Source organism: Actinomadura sp. B10D3, assembly GCF_039871695.1.
In the GTDB taxonomy this organism is placed as follows: Bacteria; Actinomycetota; Actinomycetes; order Streptosporangiales; family Streptosporangiaceae; genus Spirillospora; species Spirillospora madurae.
On record NZ_JBDPLY010000001.1, the window covers coordinates 557,195 to 583,486 of the forward strand.

A 26,292-nucleotide genomic window follows, 5' to 3' on the forward strand; every position below is an offset into this window, starting at 1 on the left:
CCTCACAGCCGGTACCCGCTCCCGGGCACGGTGACGATGACGGGCGGCTCGCCGAGCTTGGCCCGCAGCTTGCTCATGGTCACCTTGACGACGGTGGTGAACGGGTCGGTGTTCTCGTCCCACGCCCGTTCCAGCAGGTTCTCGGTGCTGACGACCGTGCCGCGCGCCTGCATGAGCACCTCCAGCACCGCGTACTCCTTGCGGGAGAGCGGCAGGTAGCGCCCGTCGCGGAACGCCTGCCGCCGCGCCGTGTCGAGGGTGAGGCCGCGGTGTTCCAGGACGGGCGGCAGCGGCGGCGCGTTCCGGCGGGCCAGCGCGTTCACCCGCGCCACCAGCTCCTCGAACGCGAACGGCTTGGCCAGGTAGTCGTCCGCTCCGAGGTTCAGCCCGTCGACCCGTTCGTGCACGGCCCCGGACGCGGTGAGCATCAGGATGCGCACCGGCTCCCCGCGCCGTGCCAGCTCGCGGCAGATGTCGTCCCCGTGCACCCCGGGCAGGTCCCGGTCCAGCACGAGGACGTCGTAGGCGTTGACGGCGAGCCGCTCCAGCGCGCCGTCCCCGTCGTGGGCGACGTCGACCGCCATCGCCCGCTCCCGCAGCCCCTCCGCCACCAGCTCGGCGAGGAACCGCTCGTCCTCCACCACCAGAACCCGCATCCCCCTATTGCCGCAGACCTCCCATAAGCCGGCGGTTAACGCCGCACCCGTACAAGGACTTGTCCACGAGGACGTCATCAGGGCGCCTGTCCGGCATCGCGGTGGGACGATTGGTGCCGCCGGACACCCTTGCCGAAAGGACCGTCGTGGACTACAAGCTGGAACTCGTCAACGTCCCCGTGTCGGACGTCGACCGCGCCAAGGCCTTCTACGTCGACAAGGCAGGGTTCGTCCTGGACCACGACCACCGGGTGAACGAGGAGATCCGCTTCGTCCAGCTGACGCCGCCCGGGTCGGCCTGCTCGATCTCCATCGGCACCGGCCTCGGCGTCGAGATGGCCCCCGGTTCGGTCCAGGGCCTCCAGCTGGTCGTCGAGGACGCCGACGCCGCACGCGCCGAGCTGGCCGCCCGGGGCGTCGACGTCAGCGAGGTCCAGGAGTTCCCCTGGGGGCGCTTCGTCTTCTTCCAGGACCCGGACGGGAACGGCTGGAACGTCCAGCAGCCGACCCGCCCGAGCTGACCGGCGAGGATCAGGTGAGGGCGGCGACGCCCTCGTACGCGCCCTGGGGTGCCCGGCCGGTCACCTCGTATTCGAGGAGCAGCACGCCGTTCGGTGTGGCCTCGTGGTGGACCAGGCGGAGTCGGTGCGCTCCTCCCAGATCCGGCGCTGCTCGGCGAGCCAGTCGTCGACGAGGCCGAGCCGCTCGCGGTTGAGCACGCAGGTGCGCACCCGGCCGGACTTGACCGTGCGGATGAGCCCGTTCGCTTCGAGCGTCCGCACGTGCTTCATGAACGAGGGAGGGTGATCGGGAACTCGCGGGCGAGGTCCCCGACGCTCGCCGGTCCGCGGCCGAGCCGCCGGACGACGGCGCGCCGGGTCGGGTCGGCCAGGGCGACGAAGACGCCGTCCAGCTGCGCCGAATACTGTGCCATGTGGCTAAGTATTGCGCGCGCGCCGAATGGTTAGCGCAAGGGCTAAGTGTTCGCCGGGCGGGAACTCAGGCGCCGGTGAGGGTCCGCATCAGGGCGGCGGCGAAGTCGGCCGGCTTCTCGATGTGGGGGCTGTGGCCGGTCTCGGGGATGACGATCTCCTCGTACCGGCCGCCGGCCGCCGGCCGCGGCTTAGGCGTCCAGGACGGCCCGGGTCTGGGCCAGCATGGGCTGCGCCGGACGGGACTCCTCGCCCGGCCAGCCCGGAACGGCGCCGAGCGCCCCCAGATGGGCGAGGTCGAACATCGACGTGTCGGAAACGATCTGGTCGGAGTCGCCGCGGATCCACCCGATCGGAGGCTTCGGCGCGATCGTGTGCAGGTCGTCCAGGCGGAAGTTGCCGGGCGCGATCGCGTTCAGGACGCCGCGCCGCCCCGCCGCCACCCCCGGCCAGCCGCCGGCCTTCACCGTGTCGCCGGGGTAGTGGTCGTCGCCGACCCGGGTGCTGAGCATCGACTCGACGAGCATGTCCTCGTCGGCCGGGGCGAACGGCGGCCTCACATAGAACGAGCGCAGGACCTGGCGCGGTGACAGCGGGGAGCCGGCCGTGCGGTCGCCCTCCCGTAGCAGCCGCACGAAGTCGGGGTTCGCGGTGCCGCCGCCCGATCCGGTGCCGAGGTCGTCGTACGGCGTGCCGGACGCCCCGCGCGTGCCGCCGAAGCCGTACGGGGACACGGGGTTCACCAGCGTCACCGTCCGGACCGAGCCGGGACGGTCGCGCAGGAGTTGCAGGACCACCCCGCCGCCCAGGCTCCAGCCGGCCAGGTGCACCGGATCGAGGCCGAGAGCGTCGACGGTCGCGGCGACGTCGTCGGAGTAGTCGCGCACGCCTCGCGTGGCATCGACGGGGAGGGGATCGGTGTCGCCGAAACCGCGCAGATCGACCGCCACCGGGCGGTACCCGGCGGGCAGGTCCAGCATCGTCCGCTGCCAGAACAGGCTGGACGACACGTTCCCGTGGACGAAGACGACCGGTTCCCCCGCGTCCCGTCCGGCGACCTCCAGGGCGTTCACCCGGAGCCGGCCGGCGGGGACGATGCGAGCGGTGATCCCGCCGAGAAGTGATGGCATGGCGCCCTCCTTGTCAGCAAGCACAAGCCGCGGTCAGCACGAGCCGCGGTCAGGACAGGGCCGCGGCGACGGCCTTCGTGCCGGCGTCGGCGAACAGGATCGAGTAGTGGTTCGTCCCGGCGACCGTGGTGACGTCGAGCTCCGCCAGGGCGGACGGGTCGGGGTAGAGCGGCGGCGTCTCGTCCAGGAGGCCGCGCTCGGCGCGCAGGAACGGCGTGCCGTGCGGCAGCGCCTCGTACGCCTTGTGCGGCGCCGCGCCCGAGTGCAGGTCGACGAAGTCGGCGGCCATGGCGTCCTCGGACACCCGGCTGCGGAATCCGCCGTCCGCGCCGGCCAGGTCGTAGTCGATGTAGGCCTCGGCGGCGGGCGTCCAGTCGGCGAACGCCGGATGCGCCCGCCAGTGGTCGCGGTAGGCCTCCCGGCTCGGGAACCGCATCCGCAGCCGCCGCGCGGCCGGGCCGAGCACCGTCTCCGGGCCGCCGGGCGGTGCGGGCAGCGGCGCGCCGCCGTCCACGAGCACCAGCCGCGCCACGCGCTCGGGATACCGGTGGGCGAGGACGGCCGCGACGAATCCGCCCATCGAATGCCCGGCGACGCGGGCCCGCTCGATCCCGAGCGCGTCCAGCACGGCGACGCAGTCCCGGGCGTGCGAGGCCATCCCGTACGGGCCGCCCAGGGTGCCGCTGCCGCCACGTCCGCGCAGGTCCGGGGCCACCACCGGGCCAGGAAGCCGCGTGGCGGTCTCGATCCACGCCATGCTCGACGCCGTGATGCCGTGGACGGCGAGCACGGGCGCGCCGTCCGAAAGGTCGCCCCACACGGCGACGGCCAGCTCACCGCCGTCCACCGGAACGGAGGTGTAGGAGGGCACGCGCAGGCCGGACATGCTCACACCGTCGCCCAATCGCCCCGGCACGGCAAGGTGACCAGCGCCTATGCGCCCGCCCCGGCCCATGTGGACGGGACACACGCGCAGGTCAGGCGCCCCGGCGTCTCATGTCCTGGACGGCGCGGAAGGCGAAGGCGATCGCCGATCCGATCGGGATGCCCGGCCCCGGATAGACGGGCCCGGTGAACGAGGCGCTGGTGTTCCCGGCGGCGTAGAGCCCCGGGATGGGACGGTCCGCGCCGTCCAGTGCGCGGCCGTCGGGGTCGGTGCGCAGCCCGCCCTTGGTCCCGAGGTCGCTCAGGACGATCTCCGCCGCGACGTACGGCGGCTCGCCGACGGCGACGAGGCAGGGCTTGCCGCCGGTGAAGTACAGGTCGTAGGGGTCCTCGCCGCGGTGGAAGTCCCCGTCCACGCCCTTCTGGGCGAACCCGTTGAACCGCTCGACCGTCCTGGTGAGCGCGTCCGCCGGGAGCCTGGTCTTCGCGGCCAGCTCGTCCAGCGTGCCTGCCTGGATCCACGCGCCTGACGCCAGCTGCTCCTCCGCCGCCAGTGGCGGGACGGAGAGCGCCGGAAGGCCGCGCGTCCGCGAGTCGAAGATCAGGTGGAAGGGGCCCTCGGACGCGCCCATCCGCCGCCCCATCCGGTCGTACGGGAGGGACTCGTTGGCGAACCGGCGTCCCGACCCGTCCACGATCAGCCCGCCCCGGAACCCGAGCGTGAACGCGGGCCGCCCGTCCGGGGTGAGGAGGCCGGGGCAGAACCACGCCTGGTCCAGCAGGCCGGTGGACGCGCCGGCCCGGACGGCGGCCTCGATCGCGTCGCCCGTGTTCGCGCCGTCCGGGGCCATCGTCCACCGCGCGTCGCCCGGGACGCCGCGCCCGGCCCGCAGCGCGGCCGAGGACTCGAATCCGCCGGCGGCCAGGAGCACGCCGCGCGCCGCGCGCAGCCTGAGCCCGCCGGCCTCCACACCGGCGGCCCGGCCGCCCTCCATGATCAGCCCGGTCAGCGGGGTCCGGGTGCGGACGTCCGCGTTCCCGGTCGCGGTGAGCGCCAGCAGCAGCCGCCCGATCAGCGCGCGCCCCTGCGCCATCGGCCTGGACGAGTGCCCGCGTCCCGTCCTGTCGCGGTCGACCGGCGGGCGGACGAGCCCCGCCCGCTCCCCGAGCCGCTCCACGGGCAGGTCGAGCGGGACGAACGAGCGGCCCATGTCCAGCCGTCCCGGCGCGTCGAAGTAGTCGGGGAACGGCCGGAACTCGAATTCGATCGCCGGGTCGTCCTCCAGGAAGTCCACCAGCTCGGGCGCCGTCTCCAGGAACGCCTCCCGGTGCGCGGCGGCGCCGTCGCCGAGCAGGGCCCGCAGGTAGGCGCGCGCCGCCTCGGCCGAGTCGCCGATGCCCGCCCGCTGCTGCACGCGCGTCCCGGGCAGCCAGATCGCCGAGCCCGAGTACGCGGACGTCCCGCCGAGCATGCCCGTCTTCTCAAGGACGGCGGTTCGCAGCCCGGTCGAGGCGGCGGTCAGCGCCCCGGCCATCGCGCCGGCGCCCGACCCGGCGACCACCACGTCATACTCGTCGTCCCACCCGGGTGTTCCCACGTGACGTCCCCTCCGGCCTCGGGATCTCGGCGCGGCCACACCGTAGGCGCGCCCGCCGGGACCCGGGCCGAACCGTCCCACTGACCGGTATCGCGCATCGCGGGGGCGGCCGCGACTCTGGATATTGTTCCTGGTGGCGGGGCCGCCACCAGGACCGGAGGGAGGACCGTGGCGAGGATCGCAGCGGCCAGGCTGTCCGCCGAGCCCAGCTCACCCGAGCAGCACGACCGGCGGCAGCGCATCCTCCGCGCCGCGACCCGCATCGGCGCCGAGAAGTCCCTCGAACGCGTGCAGATGCACGAGGTGGCGAAGGCGGCGGGGGTCGCGATCGGCACCCTGTACCGGTACTTCCCGTCCAAGATCCACCTGTTCACCGGGGTGATGGCCGCGCAGGTCGAGCGGCTCCGCGCGCAGGTCACCGTGCCCGCGCCCGGCACCGCCCCCGAGGACGCCGTCGCCGACCTGCTCGTGCAGGCCAGCCGGCATCTGATGGCCCAGCCGGTCCTGTCGGCGTCGATGCTGCACGCGTCGAACACCGCGCACGCCGCGACCGTCGCCGAGACGGTCCGCATCGACACCGCGTTCCGCGAGATCCTGCTGCGGGCCGTGGGCATCGAGGTGCCGACCGCGCAGGACGTCACCCTCGTCCGGCTCGTGATGCAGTGCTGGTACGGGGTGCTCCAGTCGAGCCTGAACGGCCGCGCGTCCATGGCGGACATCGAGGGCGACATCCGGCTGGCCTGCCGCCTCCTCCTCGCCCCCCGCTCGAACGCCGCGCGGTGACCGGGACGGGTGCCCGCCCCGGGCGTCAGTGCTTGCTGGTACCGGTGTCGTCGAGCGCGGCGACGCTGTAGGCGGCGTAGGTCCGGCGCGCGTCCCGTCCCTCGAAGTACGGCGTGATCTGCTCGCCGAACTCCTCGGCGGAGAAGACGCCGTCCGCCGCGGTGAACTTCCGCTCCACCTCCGGCGCGGCCATCAGCGCGACCATGTCGCCGTAGACGACGAACACCTGCCCGCTGATCTTCTCGGACGCGGGGGACGCGAGGTAGCCGACGAACGTCCCGACCCGCTCGGGTGCGAGGACGTCCAGGCCGCCGGGGGAGGTGCCCTCGGCGAACGTCGCCTCGGTCATCGCGGTCCGGGCGCGGGGGCAGATCGCGTTGGCGCGGACCCCGTACCGGCCGAGGCCCGCCGCGGTCGACAGCGTGAGCGCGACGATGCCCGCCTTCGCCGCCGCGTAGTTCGGCTGCCCCGCGGGCCCGAACAGGAACGCCTCGGACGCGGTGTTGATGACCCGTCCGTAGACCGGCCCGCCCGCGGCCTTGCTCGCCGCGCGCCAGTGCACCGCCGCCGCGCGGGACACCGCGGCGTGCCCCTTCAGGTGAACGTGGATGACGTCGTCCCAGTCTGCTTCGGACAGGTTGAACAGCATCTTGTCGCGCAGCACGCCCGCGTTGTTCACGAGGACGTCCAGGGAGCCGAAGGTGTCGACGGCGGCGGACACCAGCGCGTCGCCCATCGACCAGTCGCCGACGTCCCCGGTGACCGCGACCGCCTCGCCGCCCGCCTTCTTGATCTCGGCGGCGACCTCGCCGGCGGCCGGTCCCATGTCGTTGACGACGACGCGGGCACCGAGCGCGGCCAGGGCGAGGGCCTCCGCGCGGCCCAGCCCGGCGCCCGCGCCGGTGACGACGGCGGTGCGGCCCGCCAGGGAGAGGTCAGCGCTCATCGAGGCCTCCGTGTCGGTGTCAGATGGCACGCCGGACGCTAGTACCGGCCTCCAGGCCGCTTCCGCTCACGTCCCGCTGAGCGGGCACGGCCTAGCAATGTAGGCTGGATCTATGTAGATGTGATCTACATAGAGTGGAGTCACGGTGTTCATCGGCAGAAAGACGGAGCTGGCGCTCCTGGCCAAGCGCCTTGAGCGCGTCACCACCACGGGGACGGGCACGGCGGTCGCGCTGCGGGGCCGCCGCCAGGTGGGCAAGTCCCGGCTCGTCCAGGAGTTCTGCGACCGCGCGGCCGTGCCCTACGTCTTCTCCACGGCCACCAAGGGCGCCTCGCCCATCGAGGCGGTGGCCGCCTTCCTGCGCGACCTGAAGGAGTCGGCGCTGCCCGACGACCCGGAGCTCGTCCCGCTCCTGGAGAACGGCAGCTGGCCGGACGCCTTCCGCGTCCTGGCCACGGCGCTCCCGGGCACGCCGTCCATCGTCGTCCTGGACGAGCTGCCCTGGCTGGCCGAGCAGGACCCCGTCTTCGACGGCGCGCTCCAGACCGCGTGGGACCGGCTCCTGTCGTCCAAGCCCGTCCTCCTCCTGCTCCTGGGCAGCGACCTCCACATGATGGAGCGGCTCACCGCCTACGACCGGCCCTTCTACGGGCGCGCCGACACCCTCGTCCTCGGCCCGCTGAACCCGGCCGACACGGGCGAGGCCCTCGGGCTGGACGCCGCCGGCGCCGTCGACGCGCACCTGGTGTCCGGCGGCCTCCCCGGCATCGTCCGGACGTGGCCCCACGGCACGCCCGCGCTGGACTTCCTGAGAGCCGAGTGCGCCGACCCGGCCGCCGCGCTGTTCAGCGTCCCGGAGGCGTCCCTGCTGGCCGAGTTCCCGAACCCCGACATCTCCCGCCGCGTCCTGGAGGCGATCGGGTCCGGCGACCGCACCCACGCCAACATCGCGGCGACCGCCGGCAACCGCGACGCCGCCCTCCCCTCGGGCACCCTCTCGCCCCTCCTCCGCCGCCTCACCACCGAGAAGAACGTCCTCGCGGTGGACGAGCCGCTGTCCACCAGGCCGGGCAAGCCCGCCCTCTACCGGATCACCGACAGCAACCTGCGCCTCTACCTGGCGGCCCTGCGCGCGGCCCACGAGCAGGCCCGCCGGGGCCGCCCCGAAGCGGGCTTCCGTCTCATCGAGCGCCGCTGGACGTCCTGGCGCGGCCGGGCCGTCGAACCCCTCGTCCGCCAGGCCATGGAGCGGGCGGACCTGCCCTGGCCGGACGTCGAGGCGGTCGGCGGCTGGTGGAACCGCCGGTTCGACCCGGAGGTCGACCTGATCGGCGCGGACCGCGCCCCCGTGGCGAACCGCGTCCTGTTCGCCGGCTCGATCAAATGGCTCGGCACGCCGTTCGACTCCCACGACCTGGCCGCCCTCCGCCGCGCCGCCGTCCACGTCCCCGGCCTGGACCCGGCGACGACCGCCCTCGCCGCCGTCTCCCTCTCCGGTGCGAACACCGACGGCCTCGACCTCCTCTGGACCCCAGAGGACGTCATCGCCGCCTGGAAGGGATGATCATGCACACCCCCCCTCACGCCCGCGCCCGCGATCACCGTCACCGACGCCGAACTGGACGACCTTCGCTCACGACTGCTCCGCACACGGTGGCCGGCGGCATGGCCCACACCAGGATGGGACGCAGGCACCGACGCAGGCGAACTGCGCCGCTTGACGGACTACTGGGCCAACGGCTACGACTGGCGCGTCTATGAAGCCGCCATCAACGCGCTCCCGTCCCGGTACGCGGACATCGACGGCACACCGGTCCACTATCTCCGCTTCGACGGAGAGAGGGCCGGCGCCCTGCCGATCGTCCTGACACACGGATGGCCCAGCTCCATCCTCGAACTGGTCGGCCTGGCCCGCCGACTGGCCGCACCCTCGCGGTACGGAGGCGACGCGGCCGACGCGTTCACCGTCATAGTCCCGTCGCTGCCCGGTTTCGCGTTCTCGCCGCAGCGGCCCTCCTTCGGTGAGGCGCAGCAGACGCACCACCTGTGGCACCGGCTGATGCACGACGAACTCGGCTTCGAACGCTACGCCGCTCATGGCGGGGACCTGGGCGCCGGAATCAGCTCCCGCCTCGGCGAGGCCCACCCCGAAGCCCTGGTCGGCATCCACGTGCTGGCGGTGGCCGACCCACCGGCGTACGACGCCGGCGGCCTCACGCCGGAGGAGCAGGCGTACCTCGCCTCCCGCGCGGCGTGGAGCGCCGAAGAGGGCGGCTACCAGCACGAACAGAGCACGCGGCCCGTCACTCTGAGCTACGGGCTGGACGACTCACCGACCGGTCTGCTCGCCTGGATCGTGGAGAAGTACCGCGCGTGGAGCGACTGCGGAGGCGACCTGTCGTCCCGGTTCAGCGACGACTTCGTCCTCACGCAGGCGTCCCTTTACTGGTTCACCCGCACCATCGGGACGTCCTTCCGCCCCTACTACGAGTACAACCGGGGCTTGACGCGCCGCGTGGAGAAGGTGACCGTGCCCACGGCTCTTGCCCTGTTCCCGGCCGACCTCGCCCAGCCGCCCCGCAGTTGGGCCGAACGCACCTACAACATCACCTGGTACACGGTCATGCCCCGGGGCGGCCACTTCGCCGCCCACGAGGAACCCGACCTCCTCGCCCACGACCTAGCAGCCTTCTTCCGCCCGCTCCGCTGACCACCGCACTGTCAGAACGCCACTTTCGCCCAGACCCACTTTCCGCAGGGGTCGGTCCTGGTGACTCCGCAATCCGCGGAGAGCGCCTGGACGATCGGTAGGCCACGTCCGCGCATCCCGGCGTCGTGACCGGGTTCGAGCGCCCGCGCGTCCGGGACGAGGTCGTCCAGGACCAGTTCGACGATCGGCTGCGCCACCGGCATGGCGTCGGACGCGTCCCACACCGCGATCGTCACGGCTCGTGGCTCCCGGGTGAACCTGACCCGGATCTCCCTGCCCGGCGTGCTCTCCGCCGCGTTGGCGACCAATTCGCCGGCCACCTGCCGAACGTCACCGGCGATACGCGTGAGCCCCCATTCGCAAAGCCGGAACTCCACCAGCGTCCGCACCAGTCCAGCCGTCGACCGCGCCGCCAGAAACGACATATCCAGTTCGCCCGAATTCAAGGCATTAATCCCCACGGGTTCCTCCTTTCTCTTTCGAATTCCCGGGACAACACTGCGGCGGCGGGTTTAACTTGTCACCGTTGCTGGACACATTGGCAACTCCGGGCGAGGGCGAGGGAGTGTTCGATCATGGTCAACGCGTCGCCGGACCCGGAGATGTCACTCTCCTCGCTCATGGCCTACTACCTGCGGTTTCTGCGCCTCAAGCGCAGGATGACCCAGACTCAGGTCGGCGACATCATCGGGTGCACGAAGAGTCAAGTTTCCAAGTATGAGGGCGGCACCCGGCAACTCGACGAGCGAGAGTGCTGCGCGCTTGACAAGGCATGGGACACAGGGGGCCTATTCGCGATCTTGTTGCGCTACGCCAAGCTCGGCGTCGACCCCAATTGGCCCGAGAAGCTCCGCAAGTACCAGCGGGAGGCCGAAACGCTGAGGTTCTTCTACAACAACGTCATTCCGATGCCCTTCCAGGCGGAGAGCTACTCGCGGGCTCTGCTGGCGGCGGGACACGACGCCCAACTGGTGGACGACGTTGAAGCGGCGGTAACGAAACGGATGAAGCACCAAGAGGCCATGCTCGCCCGCGGCTCTGCGATCTGGGCCGTCCTCGATGAGGCCGCGCTCCGCCCTATGGGAGACGCGGGTGTGATGGAGGAGCAGCGCGACCTCCTGCTCAAGCTCATGGACCTCAGATACGTCTCGATCCGGGTGATTCCGGAAAGTGCGCTTCCGCACATTGGAGTGGATGGCGGGTTCAGCTATTTCGAGTTGCGGAATGGCCTGCGGGCGGCATTCGCAGGGACGAACCTCAAAGTCGGCCGGATCATTGATGATCAAACAGAGGCGGCGCGTGTGGCTGTACGCTTCGAGCGGATCGCGGCACGTGCCTGGAACGAGGACCAGTCCCGCGACTGGATTGCGAGGATGCGCGTATGACAACGTGGCGCAAGAGCAGCCACAGCGGTGCAGGTGGCACCGAAGAATGCGTTGAGCTGGCCGTTCTCCCTAACGCGATCGGCGTTCGAGACAGCAAGGCGCCCCAGTTCGGTCACGTCGTCCTCAGCCGGGAGGCGTTCGCGGTGCTGGTGGGTCGGGTGAAGCGCGGCGGCAGGGCGTTCTGAGTCGCTGGGGCCACGTGGTCCAGGGCGCTTCGTCGCCTCTGGGGAGGTGGGCTATGGAGCGAGCGGGGCGCCGATTGTTCTTGGGGTCTGCGGGGTTGGGAGCCTTGCCCGCCTGGCTGGAGGCGCTGCCCGCCATGCCTCGGCGGGCGGTGTTGATTCCCACGGCGGCTAATCCGCTGCCGTCCGCTCCGTTCGTTGATGCCCTCGCCGACCCGCTCAGGGCCGAGGGGCTGGGGGTCGAATACCTCGATCTCGAACGGGCCGTGGCTGAAGACGTCCAGCGGGCCCTGGGGAGGGCTTAGGCGGTGCTCGTCGCCGGCGGGTATCCCATGTTCTTGTTGCAACATGTTCGCGGCAGCGGATTCGACCGCATCGCCGTGGACGCCGTTGGCGGTGGGGCTCTGGCTTACGTCGGCATTTCGGCTGGGGCGGCTCTGGTAGGACCGGATCTGCGGATGCTGCGCGACGTGGATGATCTTGGGGCCGTCGCCTCCACTGCCGGGCTCGGTCTTGTTCCTTTCGTCGTGCTGCCTCATCGCAATCGAGGGCGTGCAGAACGCCATGACCGGTTGGCCGGGCAGGGTGGGTGGCCGGTGGTGTCGATCAATGATGATCAGGCCGTCACGGTCGGCGGGGCCCGCTTCGAGGTGGTGGGGTCCCCGTGAGATTGGTCGCCTCGTGGAAGGAGGCCCAGGCGTCGCCGACCGGGCCCAGGTGGCCGAGCTTGTCCGGGTTGGTTACCGTGCGGATCGTCTGGATCTGACCGTCGAGGACGTCGAAGGCCCAGGTGCTCAGGATCCTGCCGTCCCGGTCGCGGAAGATCGCGCCGGGCTGCCCGTTGACCCGGTGCGGCTCCACCCGCGCCTCGATCCGGGCGAACAGCGGGACGAGCGCGGCGAGCACCCGGGTCACGTTCCCGGCGCCGGCGAAGGCGTCCGCCCACTGCGGGGCCTTGCCGCCATTGTCGCCGACCATCCGGACGTCGGCGGCGAGGAGCGCGGCGAGCCCGTCGACGTCCCCGTCGCGGAAGGCGTCGAGGAACCGTCCGGCGAGCTCGTCGCGTTCGGCGCGGCCGGCCTCGAACCGGGAGCGCCCCGCGTCCATGTGGCGGCGCGCGCGGACCGCGAGCTGGCGGCACGCGGCCTCCGAGCGGCCCACGGCGGAGGCGACCTCGGGGAAGCCGAAGCCGAACACCTCCCGCAGCACGAACACCGCGCGTTCGAGCGGGGTGAGCCGTTCGAGCAGCAGCAGCGCCGCCATCGACAGCGAGTCCGCGAGTTCCGCCGAGCGCTGCGGGTCCTCGTAGGGGTCGGACAGCAGCGGCTCGGGGAACCACGGCCCGACGTACCGCTCCCGCCGCACGCGGGCCGAGCGCAGCACGTCGATCGCGATCCGGCTCACGGTGGCCGACAGGTACGCCTTGGCCGAGGCGGGACGGGCCGAGGACGTCTCGTAGCGCAGCCAGGTCTCCTGGACCGCGTCCTCGGCCTCGCTCACGCTGCCGAGGATCCGGTAGGCGATCGAGAACAGCAGGGGCCGCAGTTCCTGGAACTCCTCGACCTTGCTCACGCGAGCTCTTCCTTGAAGCCCTGCCGCCAGGACGCGTAGCGCGGCTCCCAGCCGAGCTCGGCCCTGGCCTTGGCGTTGGAGAAGCCGCGTCCCTCGGTCATCATCGTGACGGCGACGTCCCCGGCCAGGGGGCGGGCCAGCCAGGCGGGGACCCGCAGCGGCTTCTTCGCGCCCGCGCACTCGGCGAGGTAGGGCAGCCACTCGTTCACCGGGGCGGGCTCGTCGTCGACGATGTTGAAGACACCGGTCGCCTGCTTCTCCACGGCGAGGACGGTCGCGAGCGCCGCGTCGTCCAGGTGGATGAACGAGCAGTGGCCGGCGCCGCCCCCGACGATCGGGAACTGCCGCTTGCGGACGGGCTCGACCAGGTCGTCGGTGGCGCCCGGCCCGTAGAACCAGCCGTACCGCAGGACGGTGCCGCCCGCCCGGGTGACCGCGTCCTCGACGTGGGCGAGCGCCGCCATCCCGGGCTGCGCCGGCGTCCCCGCCATCGGGTCCAGCGGGTCCTCCTCGGTCTTCACCCAGCCGCCCTCGCGGATGCCGTTCCAGGACGCGTAGGCCTGCGCGACGAAGCGCGTCACGCCGGTCGCGTCCGCCGCGGCCAACAGGTGATCGGTCCCCTCGGTGCGGAGCCGGTTGGTGCCCGCGAACCACCGGTCCATGTGCTTCATGTCGGCCTTGCCCGCGTGGGCGACCGAGATCGCGGTCATCTGGTGGACGATGACGTCCGGCCGCGCCTTGGCGACGGCCTCGCCGACCGACGCCGCGTCCAGCCCGTCCATCACGACGCCCTCGGCGCCGAGCCGCGCCGCCGCGTCTAGCTTGGCCGCGCTCGTCGTGGTGGCGGTCACCTCGTGGCCGCGCTCCACGAGCAGTGGCACCAGCCGCCGCCCGAGGACGCCGGTCCCGCCCGCTACGAAGACCCGCATGACCATCCTCCTCCTGGCCGGGAATGTGCTGTCAGACCCGAGACGAGGCAGCCCGGCCACCTGTGACATCCGCACGAGGTGGCCGGGGGGAGCCCTCACCAGGGGAGCGGGCCCTCCTCGCTGAAGTACCCGGCGGTCGGGCCGTCCGCACCCAGCGTGGCCAGCCGCACCAGGACCTTGGCGCCCTCCGCGACCGTGAGGAACCCGGTGTGGTTGTTGCTGTCGGTGTCCACGAACCCGGGGGCGGCGGCGTTGACGAGGACGCCGTCCTTGCGCAGCTCGTTGGCGTACTGGACGGTGAGGGCGTTCAGCGCGCTCTTGGACGGCGAGTACGCCGCCGACGGCAGCAGCGCCGACATGGGGCCGTCCGGGTCGCTGAAGAGGGTCATCGACGCGGCGTGACTGCTGACGTTGACGACGCGGGCCGCCGGCGCCCGCCGCAGCAGCGGCAGCATGGCGTTGGTCACCGCGATCACCCCGAAGACGTTGGTCTCGAACACCGCCCGGACCATGTCCAGGTCGACGGTGCTCGGCACCTGGTCGTGGGCGTCCTCGGGCGAGACCTGCCCGGAGCCGGTGATGCCGGCGTTGTTGACCAGGACGTCGAGGCGGCCGAAGCGCTCCTCGATCCACCGCGCGGCCTCCTGGACGGTGGCCCGGTCGGTGACGTCCAGGACGATCGCGTGCACGTCGCCGCCCGCCGCGCGCAGCGCCGCGGCGGCCTCCTCGCCGCGCCGCGGGTCCCTGGCGCCGACCAGGACCGTCATGCCCAGCGCGGCGAGCTGCTCGGCGGCCCCGCGGCCGATCCCCTTGTTCGCTCCGGTGACCAGCGCGACCTTCCGGTCCGTCGGCTGCTCGTTCATGGTCGCTCCTCCGTGTCGAGAATGCAGGCCCCTCGCGGAACCCGATGACGCGACCCGAGACGAGACAGCCCGCCCGCCGGTGACATGTCACTTTCCGGGCGGTGCTTCCGTCCTTGGGGCAGAACGCGATGAGAGGGAGACATGACGGCATCGATTTTGGTCACCGGTGGTACGGGAACGCTCGGGAGCCACGTCGTCCCACTGCTTCGGGCGGCGGGGCGGGACCTGCGGGTGCTCAGCAGGCGCAGGCGCGAGCCCGCCGCCGGCATCGAGTACGTGACCGGTGACCTGGTGAACGACGAGGGCATCGCCGCTGCTGTGGACGGGGTGGAGACCGTCGTCCATCTGGCGGGCGGCAACAAGGGCGACGAGGTGGCCGCCCGGAACCTGATGCGGGCCGTGTCACAGGCGGACGTGAAGCACGTGTTGCTCATCTCGGTCATCGGCGCCGACCGGGTGCCGCTGGCCTGGCTCAAGTCGCAGGCGGACGTGGAGGAGGCCGTGATCGGCTCCGGGGTGCCGTACACGATCCTGCGCGCCGCCCAGTTCCAGGACCTGGTGTTGAAGGTGGTGCGGAGCATGGCGAAGCTGCCGGTCGTCCCGAAGCCGGGCGGGCTGCGCTTCCAGCCCGTCGACGCGCGCGACGTCGCGGAACGGCTCGTGGGACTGGCGCTCGGCGCGCCGGCCGGACGCGTCCCCGACCTGGCCGGGCCGCGGATCTACGGGCTGGGCGAGCTCGTCCGCGGATACCTGGAGGCGCGCGGCGGGCGGCGGCGTCCGATGCTGCCCGTCCGCATCCCGGGCAAGGCGGGCCGCGCCTACCGGGCCGGTGACAACCTGGCGCTCGACGGCGCCGACCACGGCACCCGCACCTGGGAGGACTTCCTGGCCGAACGGGTGGGACGCGAGGCCGGCGAGCCCGCCCCGGCCGCGGCGTCCACCGGCCGGTAGAGGCGGATCGGCGTCAGGCCGTCCAGCCCTCGGGGTTCGAGCAGGACTCGCGGGAGATGCCCGAACCGGTGTCGGGGAACGTCCCGAAGCGTCCCCCTGTACAGGTGGGCGAAGAATTGGCGGGAGCCAGCCGGGAACCCCGACAGTCGGGTCAAGTGATCCAGGCCTCGACCCGGTCGCGCAGGACCTTGCCGGTGGCGTTGCGGGGGAGCGGGTCTGCGGTGATGTGCCAGCGGCTCGGGACCTTGAAGTAGGCGAGCCGTTGCCGGGCGAAGGCCGCGAGGTCCTCGGCGGCCGGCGCCGGGCCGGCGAAGACGGCGACGGCCGCGGCCTCCTGGCCGAGGTCGGGGTGCGGGACGCCGATGACGATGCACTCGCGCAGGCCCGGGTACTCGGCGAGGACGTTCTCGACCTCGGCCGGGTAGACGTTCTCCCCGCCGCGGATGATCAGGTCGGAGCGGCGGGCGGTGAGCCGCAGCCGGCCGTTCTCGACCAGGCCGATGTCGCCGGTGCGCAGCCGGCGGTCCGCGTCGAGCGCGCGGGCGGTGGCCTCGGGATCGCGCCAGTAGCCGACCATGGTGTAGGCGCTGCGGGCGCAGACCTCGCCCTCGACCCCGTCCGGGACCGGCGCGCCGCCGGCGTCGCGGATCTCCACCTCGACGCCGATGATCGGGCGGCCCAGCGTCCCGGGGTCCTCCGCCAGGTCGGCGGGCGTGGCGGTGGTGATGGCGGTGCACGACTCGGTGAGCCCGTAGCTGTCGACCATGCCGCCCTTCGCGGGCGGGAAGGCGGCCTGGAGCCGCGCCTTGAACGCGGGCGAGGACGGGGCCGTGGCCAGCGCGAACGCGGTGAGGGACGCCAGGTCGTACTTCCCGGCGCCGCCGTGCTCGACGATCCGCCGCGCCATGGTCGGGACGGCGCCCCAGTTCGTCACGCGCTCCTTCTCGATGAGGGCGAGGACGGAGTCCACGTCGAAGCCGCCCTCGTGCATGACCACGGCGGTGCCGGTGGCGAGCCGCGGGACGGCCAGGTTGTGCAGGCGCGCGATGTGGAACAGCGGCAGCGCGAGCAGGTAGCGCCGCGCGGACGGGTCGTCGCCGTACGCCCGCAGGACGGCGTCGTTGAACCGGTGGTACTCGATCACCGAGGTGAGGTTCCGGTGCGAGTGGACGGCCCCCTTCGGGCGCCCCGACGTGCCGCTGGTGTAGAGGATGACGGCCGGGTCGTCCTCGGCGACCTCGGGGATGTCCAGAACGGCGCCGGGGTAGCGCCCCGCCAGCGACGGGACGTCCTTCTCGATGGTCAGCACGTCCTCGGAGATGAGGGCGGCCCGCTTCTCGTCGGCGATGACGACCTTCGGGTCGGTGTGCCCGAGGGCGTACTCGATCTCGCGCGGCGCCCACCAGGCGTTGTAGCCGACCGCGACGGCCCCGGCGGCGATCGCCGCCCAGAACGCCACGATCCACTCGGGGCTGTTCGCCGCGTCGATCGCGATGCGGTCGCCGGGGCGGACGCCGAGATCGTCCCGCAACGCCCTGGCCATGGACGCGACGGCCGCGGCGTGTTCGGCGAAGCTCAGCCGGCGGGACGCGGTGACGATGTAGTCCCGGTCGCCGAACCCGGCCGACCGGGCGAGGACCTCGCCGAGGCTGCGGGCGCGGTTGGCGAACACGGGGACCCGCGCGCCGAGCACGTCCTCCTCCCGCAGCTCGAACGCGCCCCCGGGACCGGTCAGCTTCCGGATGATCTCCATCGGACCCCTCCTCCTCGCCGCCGGGCTCATTCTCAGCCGCCGCACCACGGCGTCACCTGGGAATTCCGCTCACCGGGACGGCCCGAGGTGCCCGCCCGGCCCGCTGGTTAACGTCGGGACCGCGGAGGGAGCGGGAGTGCGAGACGAGACGATCGCGGCGATGCTGCTGGCGAGGCTGGGAGACGCCCGCCCCGGCCTGCGCGGCCGCGACCGGTCCTGGACATGGGACGAGGTCGTCAGGGAGAGCGCCGCGCGCGCGTCCCTGGCCCGCGAGCTGCGCCGGGACGGACCGTTCCACATCGGCGTGCTGCTGGAGAACGTCCCCGAGTACGTCCTGTGGCTCGGGGCGGCGGCGCTGAGCGGCGCGACGATCGTCGGCATCAACCCGACCCGCACCGGCGCGTACCTGGAGCAGGAGGTCCGGCACACCGACCTCCAGCTCGTCGTCACCGACCGCGCCGGGTTGAAGCTGCTGGACGGCCTGGACATCGGCGTCCCGCGCGACCGGTTCCTCCTGATCGACGAGGACGGCTACGAGGCGAGGGTCGCGGCCCATGCCCGCGAGCCGGAGCACGACCCGTCGATCACTCCGCTGACGCAGATCCTCCTGCTGTTCACGTCCGGGACGACCGGGGCGTCGAAGGCGGCGCGCTGCTCGCAGGGGCGGCTCGCCGAGCTGGGCCGCGACAACAGCGCCAAGTACGACATCAAGCGCGACGACGTCTGCTACTGCCCGATGCCGCTGTTCCACGGCAACGCGCTCATGGCGCTGTGGGCACCGTCCCTCGCCGTAGGTGCGACCGTCGTCCTGGCGGAGAGTTTCTCCGCCTCCGGGTTCCTGCTGGACGTCCGCTTCTACGGCGCGACGTTCTTCACCTATGTCGGCAAGGCGATCGGCTACATCCTCGCCACGCCGGAGCGCCCGGACGACGGCGACAACACGCTCACGCACGGGTTCGGCACGGAGGCGTCCCCCGAGGACAAGGCCGCCTTCCGGCGCCGCTTCGGCGCGACGCTGATGGAGGGCTACGGCTCCAGCGAGAGCGCGGGCATGATCCGGCGGGTGGCCGGGACGCCGCCGGCCGCACTCGGACACCCCGCGCACGACGGCGTCCGCGTCGTGCACCCGGAGACCCGCGAGACGTGCGCCCCCGCGATCCTGGACGAGCACGGCCGCGTCACCAACGCCGAGGCGGCGGTCGGTGAGATCGTCGACGTGCACGGCGCCGCGAAGTTCGAGGGCTACTACAAGAACCCCGAGGCGGACGCCGAGCGCGTCAGGCACGGCTGGTACTGGACGGGCGACCTCGGTTACGTCGACGCGGACGGGTTCCTCTACTTCGGCGGGCGCTCCGGCGACTGGATCCGCGTCGACTCGGAGAACATCTCGGCGCTGCTCACCCAGAACGTCGTCCGGCGCCACCCGAAGATCGTGGACGCGGTCGCGTTCGGCGTCCCCGACCCGCGCTCCGGCGACCAGGTGATGGCCACGATCGAGGTCCCGCCCGGCGTCCGGTTCGAGGACCTGGACTTCGCCGCCTTCCTCGCCGCCCAGGACGACCTCGGCACCAAGGGCGCGCCGCGCTTCGTGCGCGTCTCGCACGCGCTGCCGACGACCGGCTCCGGGAAGCTCAAGAGAAGGGAACTCCGGCTCGACGGCTGGCGCACCCGCGACCCCGTGTTCTGGTGGGCGGGGCGGGGAACGCCCGAGTACGTCCCGATGACCGAGGCGGACAAGGAGGCGCTCCGCGCGGAGTTCGCCGCCGCGGGCCGCCGCCGCTTCCTCCCCTGACAGGCGGTTCCTCCCGTGACAGGAAAGGCCAAGAATGAATCTGCGTGAGTCCGCGGCGCATCGCGAGCTGCGCGCGGAGCTGAGGGCGTACTTCGCGGACCTGCTGCCCCCGGACGTCCGGCGCCGTGCCGGAGAGCAGGGCGTCGGCGGCGACCGGTTCCGCGAGATCGTCAAGATGCTCGGCAACGACGGCTGGCTCGGCTACGGCTGGCCCGTGGAGTACGGCGGGCAGGGCAGGTCGATCGCCGAGCAGTACGTGTTCTTCGACGAGGTGCAGCGGGCCGGGCTGCCGTTCCCGTTCGTCACGGTCAACACGGTCGGCCCCACGCTGATGCGGTTCGGGACGGACGAGCAGAAGAAGCGGTTCCTGCCCGGCATCCTGTCCGGCGACATCGTCTTCGCGATCGGCTACACCGAGCCCGACGCCGGGACGGACCTCGCCTCGCTGCGCACGAAGGCCGTCCGGGACGGCGACGCGTTCGTCATCGACGGCAGCAAGGTCTTCACCAGCGGCGCCAACACCGCCGACCACATCTGGCTCGCCGCCCGGACGAACCCGGACGCGCCCAAGCACAAGGGCATCTCGATCCTGATCGTCCCGACCGACGCCGACGGGTTCTCCTGGAGCCCGATCCAGACGGTCGGCGGCATGATCGTCACTTCGACGTACTACCACGGCGTCCGGGTGCCGGCGTCATCGGTCGTCGGCGACGTCGACGGCGGGTGGCGCCTGATCACCACCCAGCTCAACCACGAGCGCATCGGGCTCGCCGCGCTCGGCGGCCGGATGATCCGGCTGTGGGAGGACGTCCGCGACTGGGCCCGCGAGAACGGCGTGATCGACCTGCCCTGGGTGCGCGCCGACCTCGCCCGCACCTACGCGCGGCTGGAGGCGATGCGGCTGATGAACTGGAAGATGACGATGGCCGTCGAGGCGGGGCTGCTGACGGGCGCCCAGGCCGGGGCAGCCAAGTCCTACGGGACCGAGACGCACATCGCCGTCCAGCGGACGCTGACCGGCGTCCTCGGCGCGGCCGGGAGGATCCGCCCGGAGTCGCCGGGCGCGGTGCTGTACGGGCAGATCGAGCAGCTGTCCCGGCAGGGCATCGTGAACACGTTCGGCGGCGGCGTCAACGAGGTGCTGCGCGACATGGTCGCCGTCCAGGGGCTGGGCCTGCCGAGGTCGAGGCGGTCATGAGCGAGTACGAGGAGCGGCTCCAGGCCTGGGTCGGGCGTTCCCTGGGCGTCCGGCGGGCCGCGCCGGACCCGGTGAACGTCCCGATGATCCGGCACTGGGTCGAGGCGATGGACGACGCCAACCCCGTCTACCTGGACGACGCCGCCGCGCGGGCCACCGGCCGCGAGGGCATCGTCGCGCCCGCGTCGATGATGCAGGCGTGGACGATGCGCGGCTACGCGGCGTCCGTCCGCGACGACCCGGCGGGGCCGGACGAGCTGACCGACCTGCTCGCCGAGGGCGGGTACACCTCCGTCGTCGCCACCGACTCGGAGTTCGAGTTCCACCGCGAGCTGGTGCCGGGCGACCGCGTCAGCGTCGAGGAGACCGTCGAGTCGATCTCCCCGGAGAAGAAGACCGCGCTCGGCGAGGGACGGTTCGTCAGCACGGTCAAGACGTACCGGGACGCGTCCGGCGAGGTCGTCGCGACGCAGCGGTGGCGCATCCTGCGGTTCCGCCCGGCGGAGAAGCCGGCCCCGAAGGCCCTGCGCCCGCGCCCGGCGGTCAACCCCGACAACGCGTTCTGGTTCGAGGCGGCCCGCGAGCACCGGCTCGTGATCCAGCGCTGCGCCGACTGCAAGTCGCTGCGGCACCCGCCCGGTCCGTGTTGCCCGCAGTGCGGCTCGTTCGCGTGGGACACCGTGGAGGCGTCGGGCGAGGGCCACGTCCACAGCTACGTGGTCAACCACCATCCGCGCCACCCGGCGTTCGACTACCCGCTGGTCGTCGCGGTGATCGAGCTGGCCGAGGGCACCCGGCTGATCACGAACATGACCGGGGTCGCGCCGGAGGACGTCGAGGTCGGCATGCCCGTCGTCCTCGACTGGATCGACCCGGACCCCGACCTGTCGCTGCCGGCGTTCCGCCCGGCCGGCACCAAGGAGCGCTGATGGACTTCACGTTGGGCGAGGAGCTGGAGGCGGTCAGGGACCTGGCCCGCCGGGTCTTCACCGACCGGGCCACCCAGGCGCGGATCAAGGCCGCCGAGGAGTCCGAAGACGGGTTCGACGAGGATCTGTGGAGGGAGCTCGGCGAGACCGGCCTGCTGGGCGTCGCGCTGCCGGAGCCGCTCGGCGGGGCCGGGCTCGGGGCGGCGGGCCTGGCCGTCCTGCTGGAGGAGCAGGGCCGCACCGTCGCGCCCGTCCCGATCTGGCCCGCCGTCGTGGCCGCGCTGACGATCGCCTCGCACGGAACGGACGCCCAGCGGGAGATGGTGCCGGACGTCCTGGACGGGACGGCCCGGCCGACCGTCGCGCTGGAGGAGTTCGGTGCCGCGGATCCCGCCGGGCCCGGCTGCGTCGCCGTCCGCGACGGCGGCGGCTGGCGGCTGACCGGCACGAAGGCCGCCGTCCCGACACCGTTCGGCGCCCGGCACGTCCTGGTGTCGGCCTCGTCCCCGGACGGTCCGGGCCTGTTCCTGGCCGAGACCTCCGCCGCCGGGGCGTCCTGGGAGCGCGCCGAGACCACCGGCCGCGACGCCGCGGGCCACCTGACGCTCGACGGGGCACCCGCGCAGGCCCTCGGCCCCGGCGCGCTCGGCGAGGCGCTGAGGCTCACCCGCGTCTCGCTCGCCGCCCTCCAGCTCGGCGTGGCCGACGGTGCGCTGCGCATCGCCGCCGAGTACCTCGCCGGCCGCGAGCAGTTCGGCCGCCCGCTCGCCGCCTTCCAGGCCGTGCAGCACCAGCTCGCCGACTGCTACATCGAGATCGACGCGCTGCGCGTCTGCCTCATGCACGCGCTCTCGCTCATCGCCGCCGGGGAGGACGCCGGGACGGCCGTCCTGGTCGCCAAGTGGTGGTCGGACGAGGGCGGGCTGAACGTCGTCCACCGCGTCCAGCACCTGCACGGCGGCATCGGCGTGGACGTCGACTACCCGGTGCACCGCCACTTCCTGTGGGGCAAGCAGATCTCCGGGACGCTCGGCGGCGCGTCGTCCGACCTGGAACTGCTGGGAGCCGCCCTATGAGCACGAGCACTGTGAAGCTCTTCGAAGACGTGGCGGTCGGCGAGGAGCTCCCCGAGCTGAGCATCCCGCTGACCCGCACGATGATCGTCGCGACCGCGCTGGCGAGCCGCGACTACCAGGACGTCCACCACGACCCGGCGCTCGCGGTCGAGCGCGGCTCCCGGGACATCTTCATGAACATCCTCACCACGAACGGGCTCGTCGACCGGTTCGTCACCGGCTGGGCCGGGCCGGCCGCCGTGGTGAAGGCCATCAAGATCAGATTGGGCGCGCCGAACTACCCGGGCGACACGATGGTCCTGACCGGCACCGTCGCGGCCAAGCACGCCGAGGAACGCCGCGTCGAGATCGCGGTGCGCGGCGTCAACGCGCTCGGCCCGCACGTCACCGGCACGGTCGTGGTCGAGCTGCCCGCCGTCGCGACGCGGGGGAGCGGGGCATGAGCGTGCTGCCAGGGGCGGCGGCGATCGCCGGGATCGGCGCCACCGAGTTCTCCAAGGAGTCCGGCCGCAGCGAGCTGCGGCTGGCCTGCGAGGCGGTGCTGGCCGCCATCACCGACGCGGGCCTCCAGCCGTCCGACGTGGACGGCATGGTGACGTTCACCGCCGACACCAGTTCCGAGATCCACATCGCCCGGAACCTCGGCATCGGCGAGCTGACGTTCTTCTCCCGGATCGGGCACGGCGGCGGCGCCGCCTGCGGCACCGTCCAGCAGGCCGCGCTGGCCGTCGCGACCGGCGTCGCCGACGTCGTCGTCTGCTACCGGGCGTTCAACGAGCGCTCCGGCACCCGCTACGGCCTCGGCCAGGCGGACCGTCCGATGGACGTCAGCGCCGACAGCGCCGCCTACGCCTGGATGAACCCGTTCGGGCTCTCGACCCCCGCCCAGTGGGTCGCGATGTTCGCCCGCCGCTACATGTACGAGTACGGCGCGACCAGCGAGGACTTCGGCCGGATCGCCGTCGTCGACCGCAGGCACGCGGCGGGCAACCCGGCCGCGTGGTTCTACGAGCGCCCGATCACGCTGGAGGACCACCAGGCGTCCCGCTGGATCGCCGAGCCCCTCCGCCTGCTGGACTGCTGCCAGGAGAGCGACGGCGGCCAGGCCCTCGTCGTCGTGTCGGCCGAACGCGCCCGCGACCTCCCGCAGCCTCCGGCCGTGATCTGGGGCGCGGCCCAGGGGTCCGGCAACGACCAGCACATGATGACCAGCTACTACCGCTCCGAGATCACCGGCATCCCGGAGATGGGCCTGGTCGGGCGGCAGCTCTACGCCCAGTCGCGGCTCACCCCGGCCGACGTCCAGGCCGCGATCCTCTACGACCACTTCACGCCGCTGGTGCTGCCGCAGCTCGAAGAGCTGGGCTTCTGCGCCAAGGGCGAGGGCAAGGACTTCGTCGCGGACGGCAACCTGGAGCTCGGCGGACGGCTCCCGTTCAACACCCACGGGGGCCAGCTCGGGGAGGCGTACATCCACGGCATGAACGGCATCGCGGAGGGCGTCCGGCTCGTCCGCGGGACGTCGGTGAACCAGCCGGGCGACGTCCACAACGTGCTCGTCACCGCCGGAACCGGCGTCCCGACCAGCGGGCTGATCTTGGGAGCCGACCAATGACCGAGCGGAGTGAGTCGGGGGGTGTGGGGGGTCGTCCCCCCACAGGGAGCGCGGGCGAATGGCGCGGCCGGGAGCTCGGGACGAGGACGGTCGCGTACGACGACACCCAGCCGATGCTCTACGCCCTCGCGGTCGGCGCACGCGCCACCGACCTCGACCTGGTCTTCGAGGAGCGGCTCCGGGTCCTGCCGACGTTCGCGCTGACGCTCGCTCAGTGGGCTCCGGACGCCCTGGGCTCGGCCGGCGCGTTCGATGTCCGGACGACGATTCACGGGACGCAGCGCCTCCGCGTCCTGAAGCCGCTGCCGCGCTCGGGGGCCGTCGAGATGACCGCCCGCGTCGCCGACGTCTGGGACAAGGGGTCGGCGGCCGTCTTCGACCTCGCGGTCGAGAGCGAGTACTTCGAGGCCGTCTGGTCGCTGTTCGCGCCCGGGCGCGGCGGCTTCGGCGGCGAGCGCGGGCCGTCGGCGCGACGCCGTCCCGAGCAGGCCCCGGACGGTGCCGCGACCCTGCGGACATCCCCGAACCAGGCGGCCCTCTACCGGCTGCTCGGCGACCGCCACCACCTGCACATCGACCCGGAGGCGGCGAAGATCGCCGGGATGCCGCGCCCCGTCATGCACGGCCTGTGCACCCTCGGGGCGGTCACCCTGCCGCTGGCGGAGTCCCACGGCGTCCACCCGGCCGAGCTGCGGGAGCTGGAGGGCCGGTTCGCCGCCCCGGTCTTCCCCGGAGACGAACTCCACCTGGAGACCTGGCAGGACGGCGGAGGCGTCCTGTTCGAGGCGGCCGTGGACGGCACGACGGTCCTGTCCGCCGGCCGCGCCCGCTTCGCCTGACCCGCCGCCCGCGGCCTCAGAGGTCGTTGCCGGCGTAGGAGAGGTTGAAGCTCTTGTTGGCCAGCGGGAAGTCGGGGACGATCGTGTCCCGGAGCGCGACGGGCAGCGCCGGCCAGTTGAAGAACGACGGGTCCACGACCTTGACCCGCGTCAGCCGGCGGTCGGCGGTGACCTCCACCCGGTGGACGATCCTGCCGCGCCAGCCCTCGACGATGCCGACGCCGCTCGCCGGGCCGGTGAGCGGGCGGCGGGGCGGCCAGCCGGTGGCGGCGCCGGGATACCAGCCGGGGGAGAGCCCGTCCACGAGCGCGGCGATGACGTCGATGGACGTCTCGATCTCCCGGACGCGGACGAGGAACCGCGCCATCACGTCCCCGCCGGCCTCGGTGTGGACCGCCAGCGTGCCGCCGAGGTCCGCGTACGCGTCGGTGAAGGGATGGTCCCGGCGCGCGTCGGCGTCGATGCCGCTCGCGCGGGCGACGTAGCCGAGCGTGCCGAGGCCGGCGGCCTCCCGGCGGTCCAGCACGGCCGTCCCCGTGAACCGGTCGCGAACGATGGTGCGCGACAGGGCGAGGCCGGCCAGGTCGCGGACCTCGCCGCCGAGGTCGCGGAGGCGCTCGGGTGAGGGCAGGGCGCGCAGCGCCGCGCCGCCGAGCACGATCCCGCCGCGCAGCAGCCGGTGCCCGGTCAGCTCCTCGTTGAGGCGGAGGAGCGTCTCGCGGAGGCGCAGCGCGTGGGCGTGCAGCACGGAGTGGCCGACGTCGTTGCACAGCGCCCCGAGGTCGGCGACGTGGTTGTGCAGCCGCTCCAGCTCCAGCAGGACCGCCCGGACCCGCTGCGCCTCCGGCGGGACGAGGCAGCCCGTCGCGTCCTCGACGGCCAGGCAGTACGCCAGGGCGTGGCCGACGGCGGTGTCGCCGCTGATCCGCTCGGCCAGCGCCAGCTTGTCGGCGGGCTGGGAGCCCTGGAACAGCCTCTCGGTGCCCTTGTGGGTGAACCACAGCCGCGCCTTGAGCTTCAGGATGGTCTCGCCCACGACCGAGAACCGGAAGTGGCCGGGCTCGATCACCCCCGCGTGGATCGGCCCGACCGGGATCTCGTAGACGCCCGGCCCCTCGACGGTCAGGAACGGGTACGGCTCGGGGTCGCCGAACGGCGGGGGCGGGTCGGCGGCGTCGGCGCGCATCGGGTACCAGCCGCGCGGCCAGTGCGGGTGCCGGACGAGGCGGCGCGGCAGCGGATGGCCGTCCGGGGTGATCCCGAACAGGTCGTGCATCTCGCGCTCGAACCGGCCCGCCGGGAAGCTCAGCGCGGCGAGGGACGGCACGGCGGGCGGGTCCCCGTCCGGCCGGACGACGAGCTCCACCCGCGCGTCGGACCCGGCCTCGACCAGCAGGTAGACGACGCGGAGCGACCCATCCGGGTCGTGGTGGGCGGCGGCGGAGGCGAGCCGGTACCCGGCGGCGTGCAGCGCCGCGAACCGTCCGGGCAGGTCGGCGGGGGCGGTGGCGGCGCTGAGCCGCTTCCAGCCCGCGGGACGTGCGGAGCCGAGCAGGTCGTCGATCATG

The 26,292-nt window shown here is 72.8% G+C and carries 28 protein-coding genes; 15 read left to right on the forward strand and 13 right to left on the reverse strand.

Annotated features, from left to right (window positions below; translation table 11 throughout):
- Positions 1-2: 2 nt before the first annotated feature.
- Positions 3-656, reverse strand: a complete 654-nt coding sequence (locus ABGB11_RS02395) for a response regulator transcription factor (RefSeq protein WP_347628262.1) — start codon at positions 654-656, stop codon at positions 3-5.
- A gap of 146 nt (positions 657-802) precedes the next feature.
- Here ABGB11_RS02395 and ABGB11_RS02400 point away from each other — a divergent pair, with 146 nt between their 5' ends.
- Entirely contained in the window at positions 803-1,177 is a 375-nt protein-coding gene (locus ABGB11_RS02400) for a VOC family protein (protein ID WP_347628264.1), read from the forward strand.
- Positions 1,178-1,237: 60 nt separating this feature from the next.
- Here the strand turns inward: ABGB11_RS02400 and ABGB11_RS02405 are convergent, their stop codons facing one another.
- The 5 genes from ABGB11_RS02405 to ABGB11_RS02425 form a co-directional block, all read right to left on the reverse strand.
- Positions 1,238-1,447, reverse strand: a complete 210-nt coding sequence (locus ABGB11_RS02405) for a hypothetical protein (protein WP_347628266.1) — start codon at positions 1,445-1,447, stop codon at positions 1,238-1,240.
- Positions 1,444-1,590, reverse strand: a complete 147-nt coding sequence (locus tag ABGB11_RS02410) for a helix-turn-helix domain-containing protein (protein WP_347628268.1) — start codon at positions 1,588-1,590, stop codon at positions 1,444-1,446. The genes ABGB11_RS02405 and ABGB11_RS02410 overlap by 4 nt, the downstream gene beginning before the upstream one ends.
- A 189-nt stretch (positions 1,591-1,779) precedes the next feature.
- Positions 1,780-2,718: an alpha/beta hydrolase gene (locus ABGB11_RS02415; protein ID WP_347628270.1), complete on the reverse strand. Its 939-nt coding sequence runs from the start codon at positions 2,716-2,718 to the stop codon at positions 1,780-1,782.
- Between the two features lie 49 nt (positions 2,719-2,767).
- Entirely contained in the window at positions 2,768-3,604 is an 837-nt protein-coding gene (locus ABGB11_RS02420) for an alpha/beta hydrolase (protein WP_347628272.1), read from the reverse strand.
- A 91-nt stretch (positions 3,605-3,695) separates the two neighbouring features.
- Entirely contained in the window at positions 3,696-5,201 is a 1,506-nt protein-coding gene (locus ABGB11_RS02425) for an FAD-dependent oxidoreductase (protein WP_347628274.1), read from the reverse strand.
- A gap of 168 nt (positions 5,202-5,369) precedes the next feature.
- On the opposite strand from ABGB11_RS02425, the gene ABGB11_RS02430 reads away from it, so the two are divergent.
- On the forward strand, positions 5,370-5,984 hold the full coding sequence (locus ABGB11_RS02430) for a TetR family transcriptional regulator (protein WP_347628276.1): 615 nt from the start codon (positions 5,370-5,372) through the stop codon (positions 5,982-5,984).
- 25 nt (positions 5,985-6,009) lie between these two features.
- Here the strand turns inward: ABGB11_RS02430 and ABGB11_RS02435 are convergent, their stop codons facing one another.
- Entirely contained in the window at positions 6,010-6,930 is a 921-nt protein-coding gene (locus ABGB11_RS02435) for a 3-oxoacyl-ACP reductase (protein ID WP_347628278.1), read from the reverse strand.
- A 145-nt stretch (positions 6,931-7,075) separates the two neighbouring features.
- Here ABGB11_RS02435 and ABGB11_RS02440 point away from each other — a divergent pair, with 145 nt between their 5' ends.
- Complete coding sequence (locus tag ABGB11_RS02440) at positions 7,076-8,494, forward strand: AAA family ATPase (RefSeq protein ID WP_347628280.1); 1,419 nt, start codon at positions 7,076-7,078, stop codon at positions 8,492-8,494.
- Positions 8,495-8,527: 33 nt separating this feature from the next.
- Complete coding sequence (locus tag ABGB11_RS02445; protein ID WP_347628551.1) at positions 8,528-9,640, forward strand: epoxide hydrolase family protein; 1,113 nt, start codon at positions 8,528-8,530, stop codon at positions 9,638-9,640.
- An 11-nt stretch (positions 9,641-9,651) separates the two neighbouring features.
- On the opposite strand, the gene ABGB11_RS02450 is transcribed toward ABGB11_RS02445, so the two are convergent.
- Positions 9,652-10,101 carry an ATP-binding protein gene (locus ABGB11_RS02450; protein WP_347628282.1) on the reverse strand — a complete coding sequence of 150 codons (450 nt, stop codon included), beginning with the start codon at positions 10,099-10,101 and terminating at the stop codon, positions 9,652-9,654.
- Positions 10,102-10,215: 114 nt separating this feature from the next.
- Here ABGB11_RS02450 and ABGB11_RS02455 point away from each other — a divergent pair, with 114 nt between their 5' ends.
- The 3 genes from ABGB11_RS02455 (at position 10,216) to ABGB11_RS02465 (ending at position 11,875) form a co-directional block, all read left to right on the forward strand.
- Positions 10,216-11,025, forward strand: coding sequence for a helix-turn-helix transcriptional regulator (locus ABGB11_RS02455; protein WP_347628283.1), 810 nt, complete (start codon positions 10,216-10,218; stop codon positions 11,023-11,025).
- Complete coding sequence (locus tag ABGB11_RS02460) at positions 11,022-11,210, forward strand: DUF397 domain-containing protein (RefSeq protein ID WP_347628285.1); 189 nt, start codon at positions 11,022-11,024, stop codon at positions 11,208-11,210. Before ABGB11_RS02455 ends, ABGB11_RS02460 begins: the two co-directional genes overlap by 4 nt.
- A gap of 305 nt (positions 11,211-11,515) precedes the next feature.
- Positions 11,516-11,875 (forward strand): Type 1 glutamine amidotransferase-like domain-containing protein, encoded by a 360-nt coding sequence (locus ABGB11_RS02465; protein WP_347628287.1) that lies wholly within the window; start codon positions 11,516-11,518, stop codon positions 11,873-11,875.
- Here ABGB11_RS02465 and ABGB11_RS02470 read toward each other — a convergent pair.
- From ABGB11_RS02470 to ABGB11_RS02480, 3 genes are all read right to left on the reverse strand, one after another.
- Positions 11,832-12,779, reverse strand: coding sequence for an RNA polymerase sigma-70 factor (locus ABGB11_RS02470; protein ID WP_347628289.1), 948 nt, complete (start codon positions 12,777-12,779; stop codon positions 11,832-11,834). The genes ABGB11_RS02465 and ABGB11_RS02470 overlap by 44 nt on opposite strands.
- On the reverse strand, positions 12,776-13,708 hold the full coding sequence (locus ABGB11_RS02475) for an NAD(P)-dependent oxidoreductase (RefSeq protein ID WP_347628291.1): 933 nt from the start codon (positions 13,706-13,708) through the stop codon (positions 12,776-12,778). Before ABGB11_RS02475 ends, ABGB11_RS02470 begins: the two co-directional genes overlap by 4 nt.
- A gap of 95 nt (positions 13,709-13,803) precedes the next feature.
- On the reverse strand, positions 13,804-14,571 hold the full coding sequence (locus tag ABGB11_RS02480) for an SDR family oxidoreductase (RefSeq protein WP_347628293.1): 768 nt from the start codon (positions 14,569-14,571) through the stop codon (positions 13,804-13,806).
- 141 nt (positions 14,572-14,712) lie between these two features.
- On the opposite strand from ABGB11_RS02480, the gene ABGB11_RS02485 reads away from it, so the two are divergent.
- A complete protein-coding gene (locus ABGB11_RS02485) occupies positions 14,713-15,522 on the forward strand; it encodes an NAD(P)H-binding protein (RefSeq protein ID WP_347628295.1) in 810 nt (269 codons plus the stop codon).
- A 151-nt stretch (positions 15,523-15,673) separates the two neighbouring features.
- Here ABGB11_RS02485 and ABGB11_RS02490 read toward each other — a convergent pair whose 3' ends face one another.
- Positions 15,674-17,275, reverse strand: coding sequence for an AMP-binding protein (locus tag ABGB11_RS02490; protein ID WP_347628297.1), 1,602 nt, complete (start codon positions 17,273-17,275; stop codon positions 15,674-15,676).
- Positions 17,276-17,411: 136 nt separating this feature from the next.
- Here ABGB11_RS02490 and ABGB11_RS02495 point away from each other — a divergent pair, with 136 nt between their 5' ends.
- From ABGB11_RS02495 to ABGB11_RS02525, 7 genes are read left to right on the forward strand one after another with little or no spacing between them, the layout of a single operon-like run.
- Positions 17,412-19,067: an AMP-binding protein gene (locus ABGB11_RS02495; RefSeq protein WP_347628299.1), complete on the forward strand. Its 1,656-nt coding sequence runs from the start codon at positions 17,412-17,414 to the stop codon at positions 19,065-19,067.
- Positions 19,068-19,101: 34 nt separating this feature from the next.
- Entirely contained in the window at positions 19,102-20,265 is a 1,164-nt protein-coding gene (locus tag ABGB11_RS02500) for an acyl-CoA dehydrogenase family protein (protein ID WP_347628301.1), read from the forward strand.
- Positions 20,262-21,194 (forward strand): MaoC family dehydratase N-terminal domain-containing protein, encoded by a 933-nt coding sequence (locus tag ABGB11_RS02505; protein WP_347628303.1) that lies wholly within the window; start codon positions 20,262-20,264, stop codon positions 21,192-21,194. The genes ABGB11_RS02500 and ABGB11_RS02505 overlap by 4 nt, the downstream gene beginning before the upstream one ends.
- Positions 21,194-22,270 (forward strand): acyl-CoA dehydrogenase family protein, encoded by a 1,077-nt coding sequence (locus tag ABGB11_RS02510; RefSeq protein WP_347628305.1) that lies wholly within the window; start codon positions 21,194-21,196, stop codon positions 22,268-22,270. The genes ABGB11_RS02505 and ABGB11_RS02510 overlap by 1 nt, the downstream gene beginning before the upstream one ends.
- Positions 22,267-22,713, forward strand: coding sequence for a MaoC family dehydratase (locus ABGB11_RS02515; protein WP_347628307.1), 447 nt, complete (start codon positions 22,267-22,269; stop codon positions 22,711-22,713). Before ABGB11_RS02510 ends, ABGB11_RS02515 begins: the two co-directional genes overlap by 4 nt.
- Complete coding sequence (locus ABGB11_RS02520) at positions 22,710-23,885, forward strand: lipid-transfer protein (RefSeq protein ID WP_347628309.1); 1,176 nt, start codon at positions 22,710-22,712, stop codon at positions 23,883-23,885. Before ABGB11_RS02515 ends, ABGB11_RS02520 begins: the two co-directional genes overlap by 4 nt.
- On the forward strand, positions 23,882-24,724 hold the full coding sequence (locus ABGB11_RS02525) for a MaoC/PaaZ C-terminal domain-containing protein (RefSeq protein WP_347628311.1): 843 nt from the start codon (positions 23,882-23,884) through the stop codon (positions 24,722-24,724). Before ABGB11_RS02520 ends, ABGB11_RS02525 begins: the two co-directional genes overlap by 4 nt.
- A 16-nt stretch (positions 24,725-24,740) precedes the next feature.
- Here the strand turns inward: ABGB11_RS02525 and ABGB11_RS02530 are convergent, their stop codons facing one another.
- The gene (locus ABGB11_RS02530) at positions 24,741-26,291 is read right to left on the reverse strand and encodes an NADH-quinone oxidoreductase subunit C (protein ID WP_347628313.1); all 1,551 of its coding nucleotides are present in this window, start codon (positions 26,289-26,291) and stop codon (positions 24,741-24,743) included.
- Between the last annotated feature and the right edge of the window lies 1 nt (position 26,292).

Coding starts and splice junctions, on each gene's coding strand:
- ABGB11_RS02395 (WP_347628262.1), bottom strand. CDS start 656: ATGCGGGTTCTGGTGGTGGAGGACGAGCGGTTCCTCGCCGAGCTGGTG.
- ABGB11_RS02405 (WP_347628266.1), bottom strand. CDS start 1,447: ATGAAGCACGTGCGGACGCTCGAAGCGAACGGGCTCATCCGCACGGTC.
- ABGB11_RS02410 (WP_347628268.1), bottom strand. CDS start 1,590: ATGGCACAGTATTCGGCGCAGCTGGACGGCGTCTTCGTCGCCCTGGCC.
- ABGB11_RS02415 (WP_347628270.1), bottom strand. CDS start 2,718: ATGCCATCACTTCTCGGCGGGATCACCGCTCGCATCGTCCCCGCCGGC.
- ABGB11_RS02420 (WP_347628272.1), bottom strand. CDS start 3,604: ATGTCCGGCCTGCGCGTGCCCTCCTACACCTCCGTTCCGGTGGACGGC.
- ABGB11_RS02435 (WP_347628278.1), bottom strand. CDS start 6,930: ATGAGCGCTGACCTCTCCCTGGCGGGCCGCACCGCCGTCGTCACCGGC.
- ABGB11_RS02455 (WP_347628283.1), top strand. CDS start 10,216: ATGGTCAACGCGTCGCCGGACCCGGAGATGTCACTCTCCTCGCTCATG.
- ABGB11_RS02460 (WP_347628285.1), top strand. CDS start 11,022: ATGACAACGTGGCGCAAGAGCAGCCACAGCGGTGCAGGTGGCACCGAA.
- ABGB11_RS02475 (WP_347628291.1), bottom strand. CDS start 13,708: ATGCGGGTCTTCGTAGCGGGCGGGACCGGCGTCCTCGGGCGGCGGCTG.
- ABGB11_RS02480 (WP_347628293.1), bottom strand. CDS start 14,571: ATGAACGAGCAGCCGACGGACCGGAAGGTCGCGCTGGTCACCGGAGCG.
- ABGB11_RS02485 (WP_347628295.1), top strand. CDS start 14,713: ATGACGGCATCGATTTTGGTCACCGGTGGTACGGGAACGCTCGGGAGC.
- ABGB11_RS02490 (WP_347628297.1), bottom strand. CDS start 17,275: ATGGAGATCATCCGGAAGCTGACCGGTCCCGGGGGCGCGTTCGAGCTG.
- ABGB11_RS02500 (WP_347628301.1), top strand. CDS start 19,102: ATGAATCTGCGTGAGTCCGCGGCGCATCGCGAGCTGCGCGCGGAGCTG.
- ABGB11_RS02505 (WP_347628303.1), top strand. CDS start 20,262: ATGAGCGAGTACGAGGAGCGGCTCCAGGCCTGGGTCGGGCGTTCCCTG.
- ABGB11_RS02510 (WP_347628305.1), top strand. CDS start 21,194: ATGGACTTCACGTTGGGCGAGGAGCTGGAGGCGGTCAGGGACCTGGCC.
- ABGB11_RS02515 (WP_347628307.1), top strand. CDS start 22,267: ATGAGCACGAGCACTGTGAAGCTCTTCGAAGACGTGGCGGTCGGCGAG.
- ABGB11_RS02520 (WP_347628309.1), top strand. CDS start 22,710: ATGAGCGTGCTGCCAGGGGCGGCGGCGATCGCCGGGATCGGCGCCACC.
- ABGB11_RS02525 (WP_347628311.1), top strand. CDS start 23,882: ATGACCGAGCGGAGTGAGTCGGGGGGTGTGGGGGGTCGTCCCCCCACA.
- ABGB11_RS02530 (WP_347628313.1), bottom strand. CDS start 26,291: ATGATCGACGACCTGCTCGGCTCCGCACGTCCCGCGGGCTGGAAGCGG.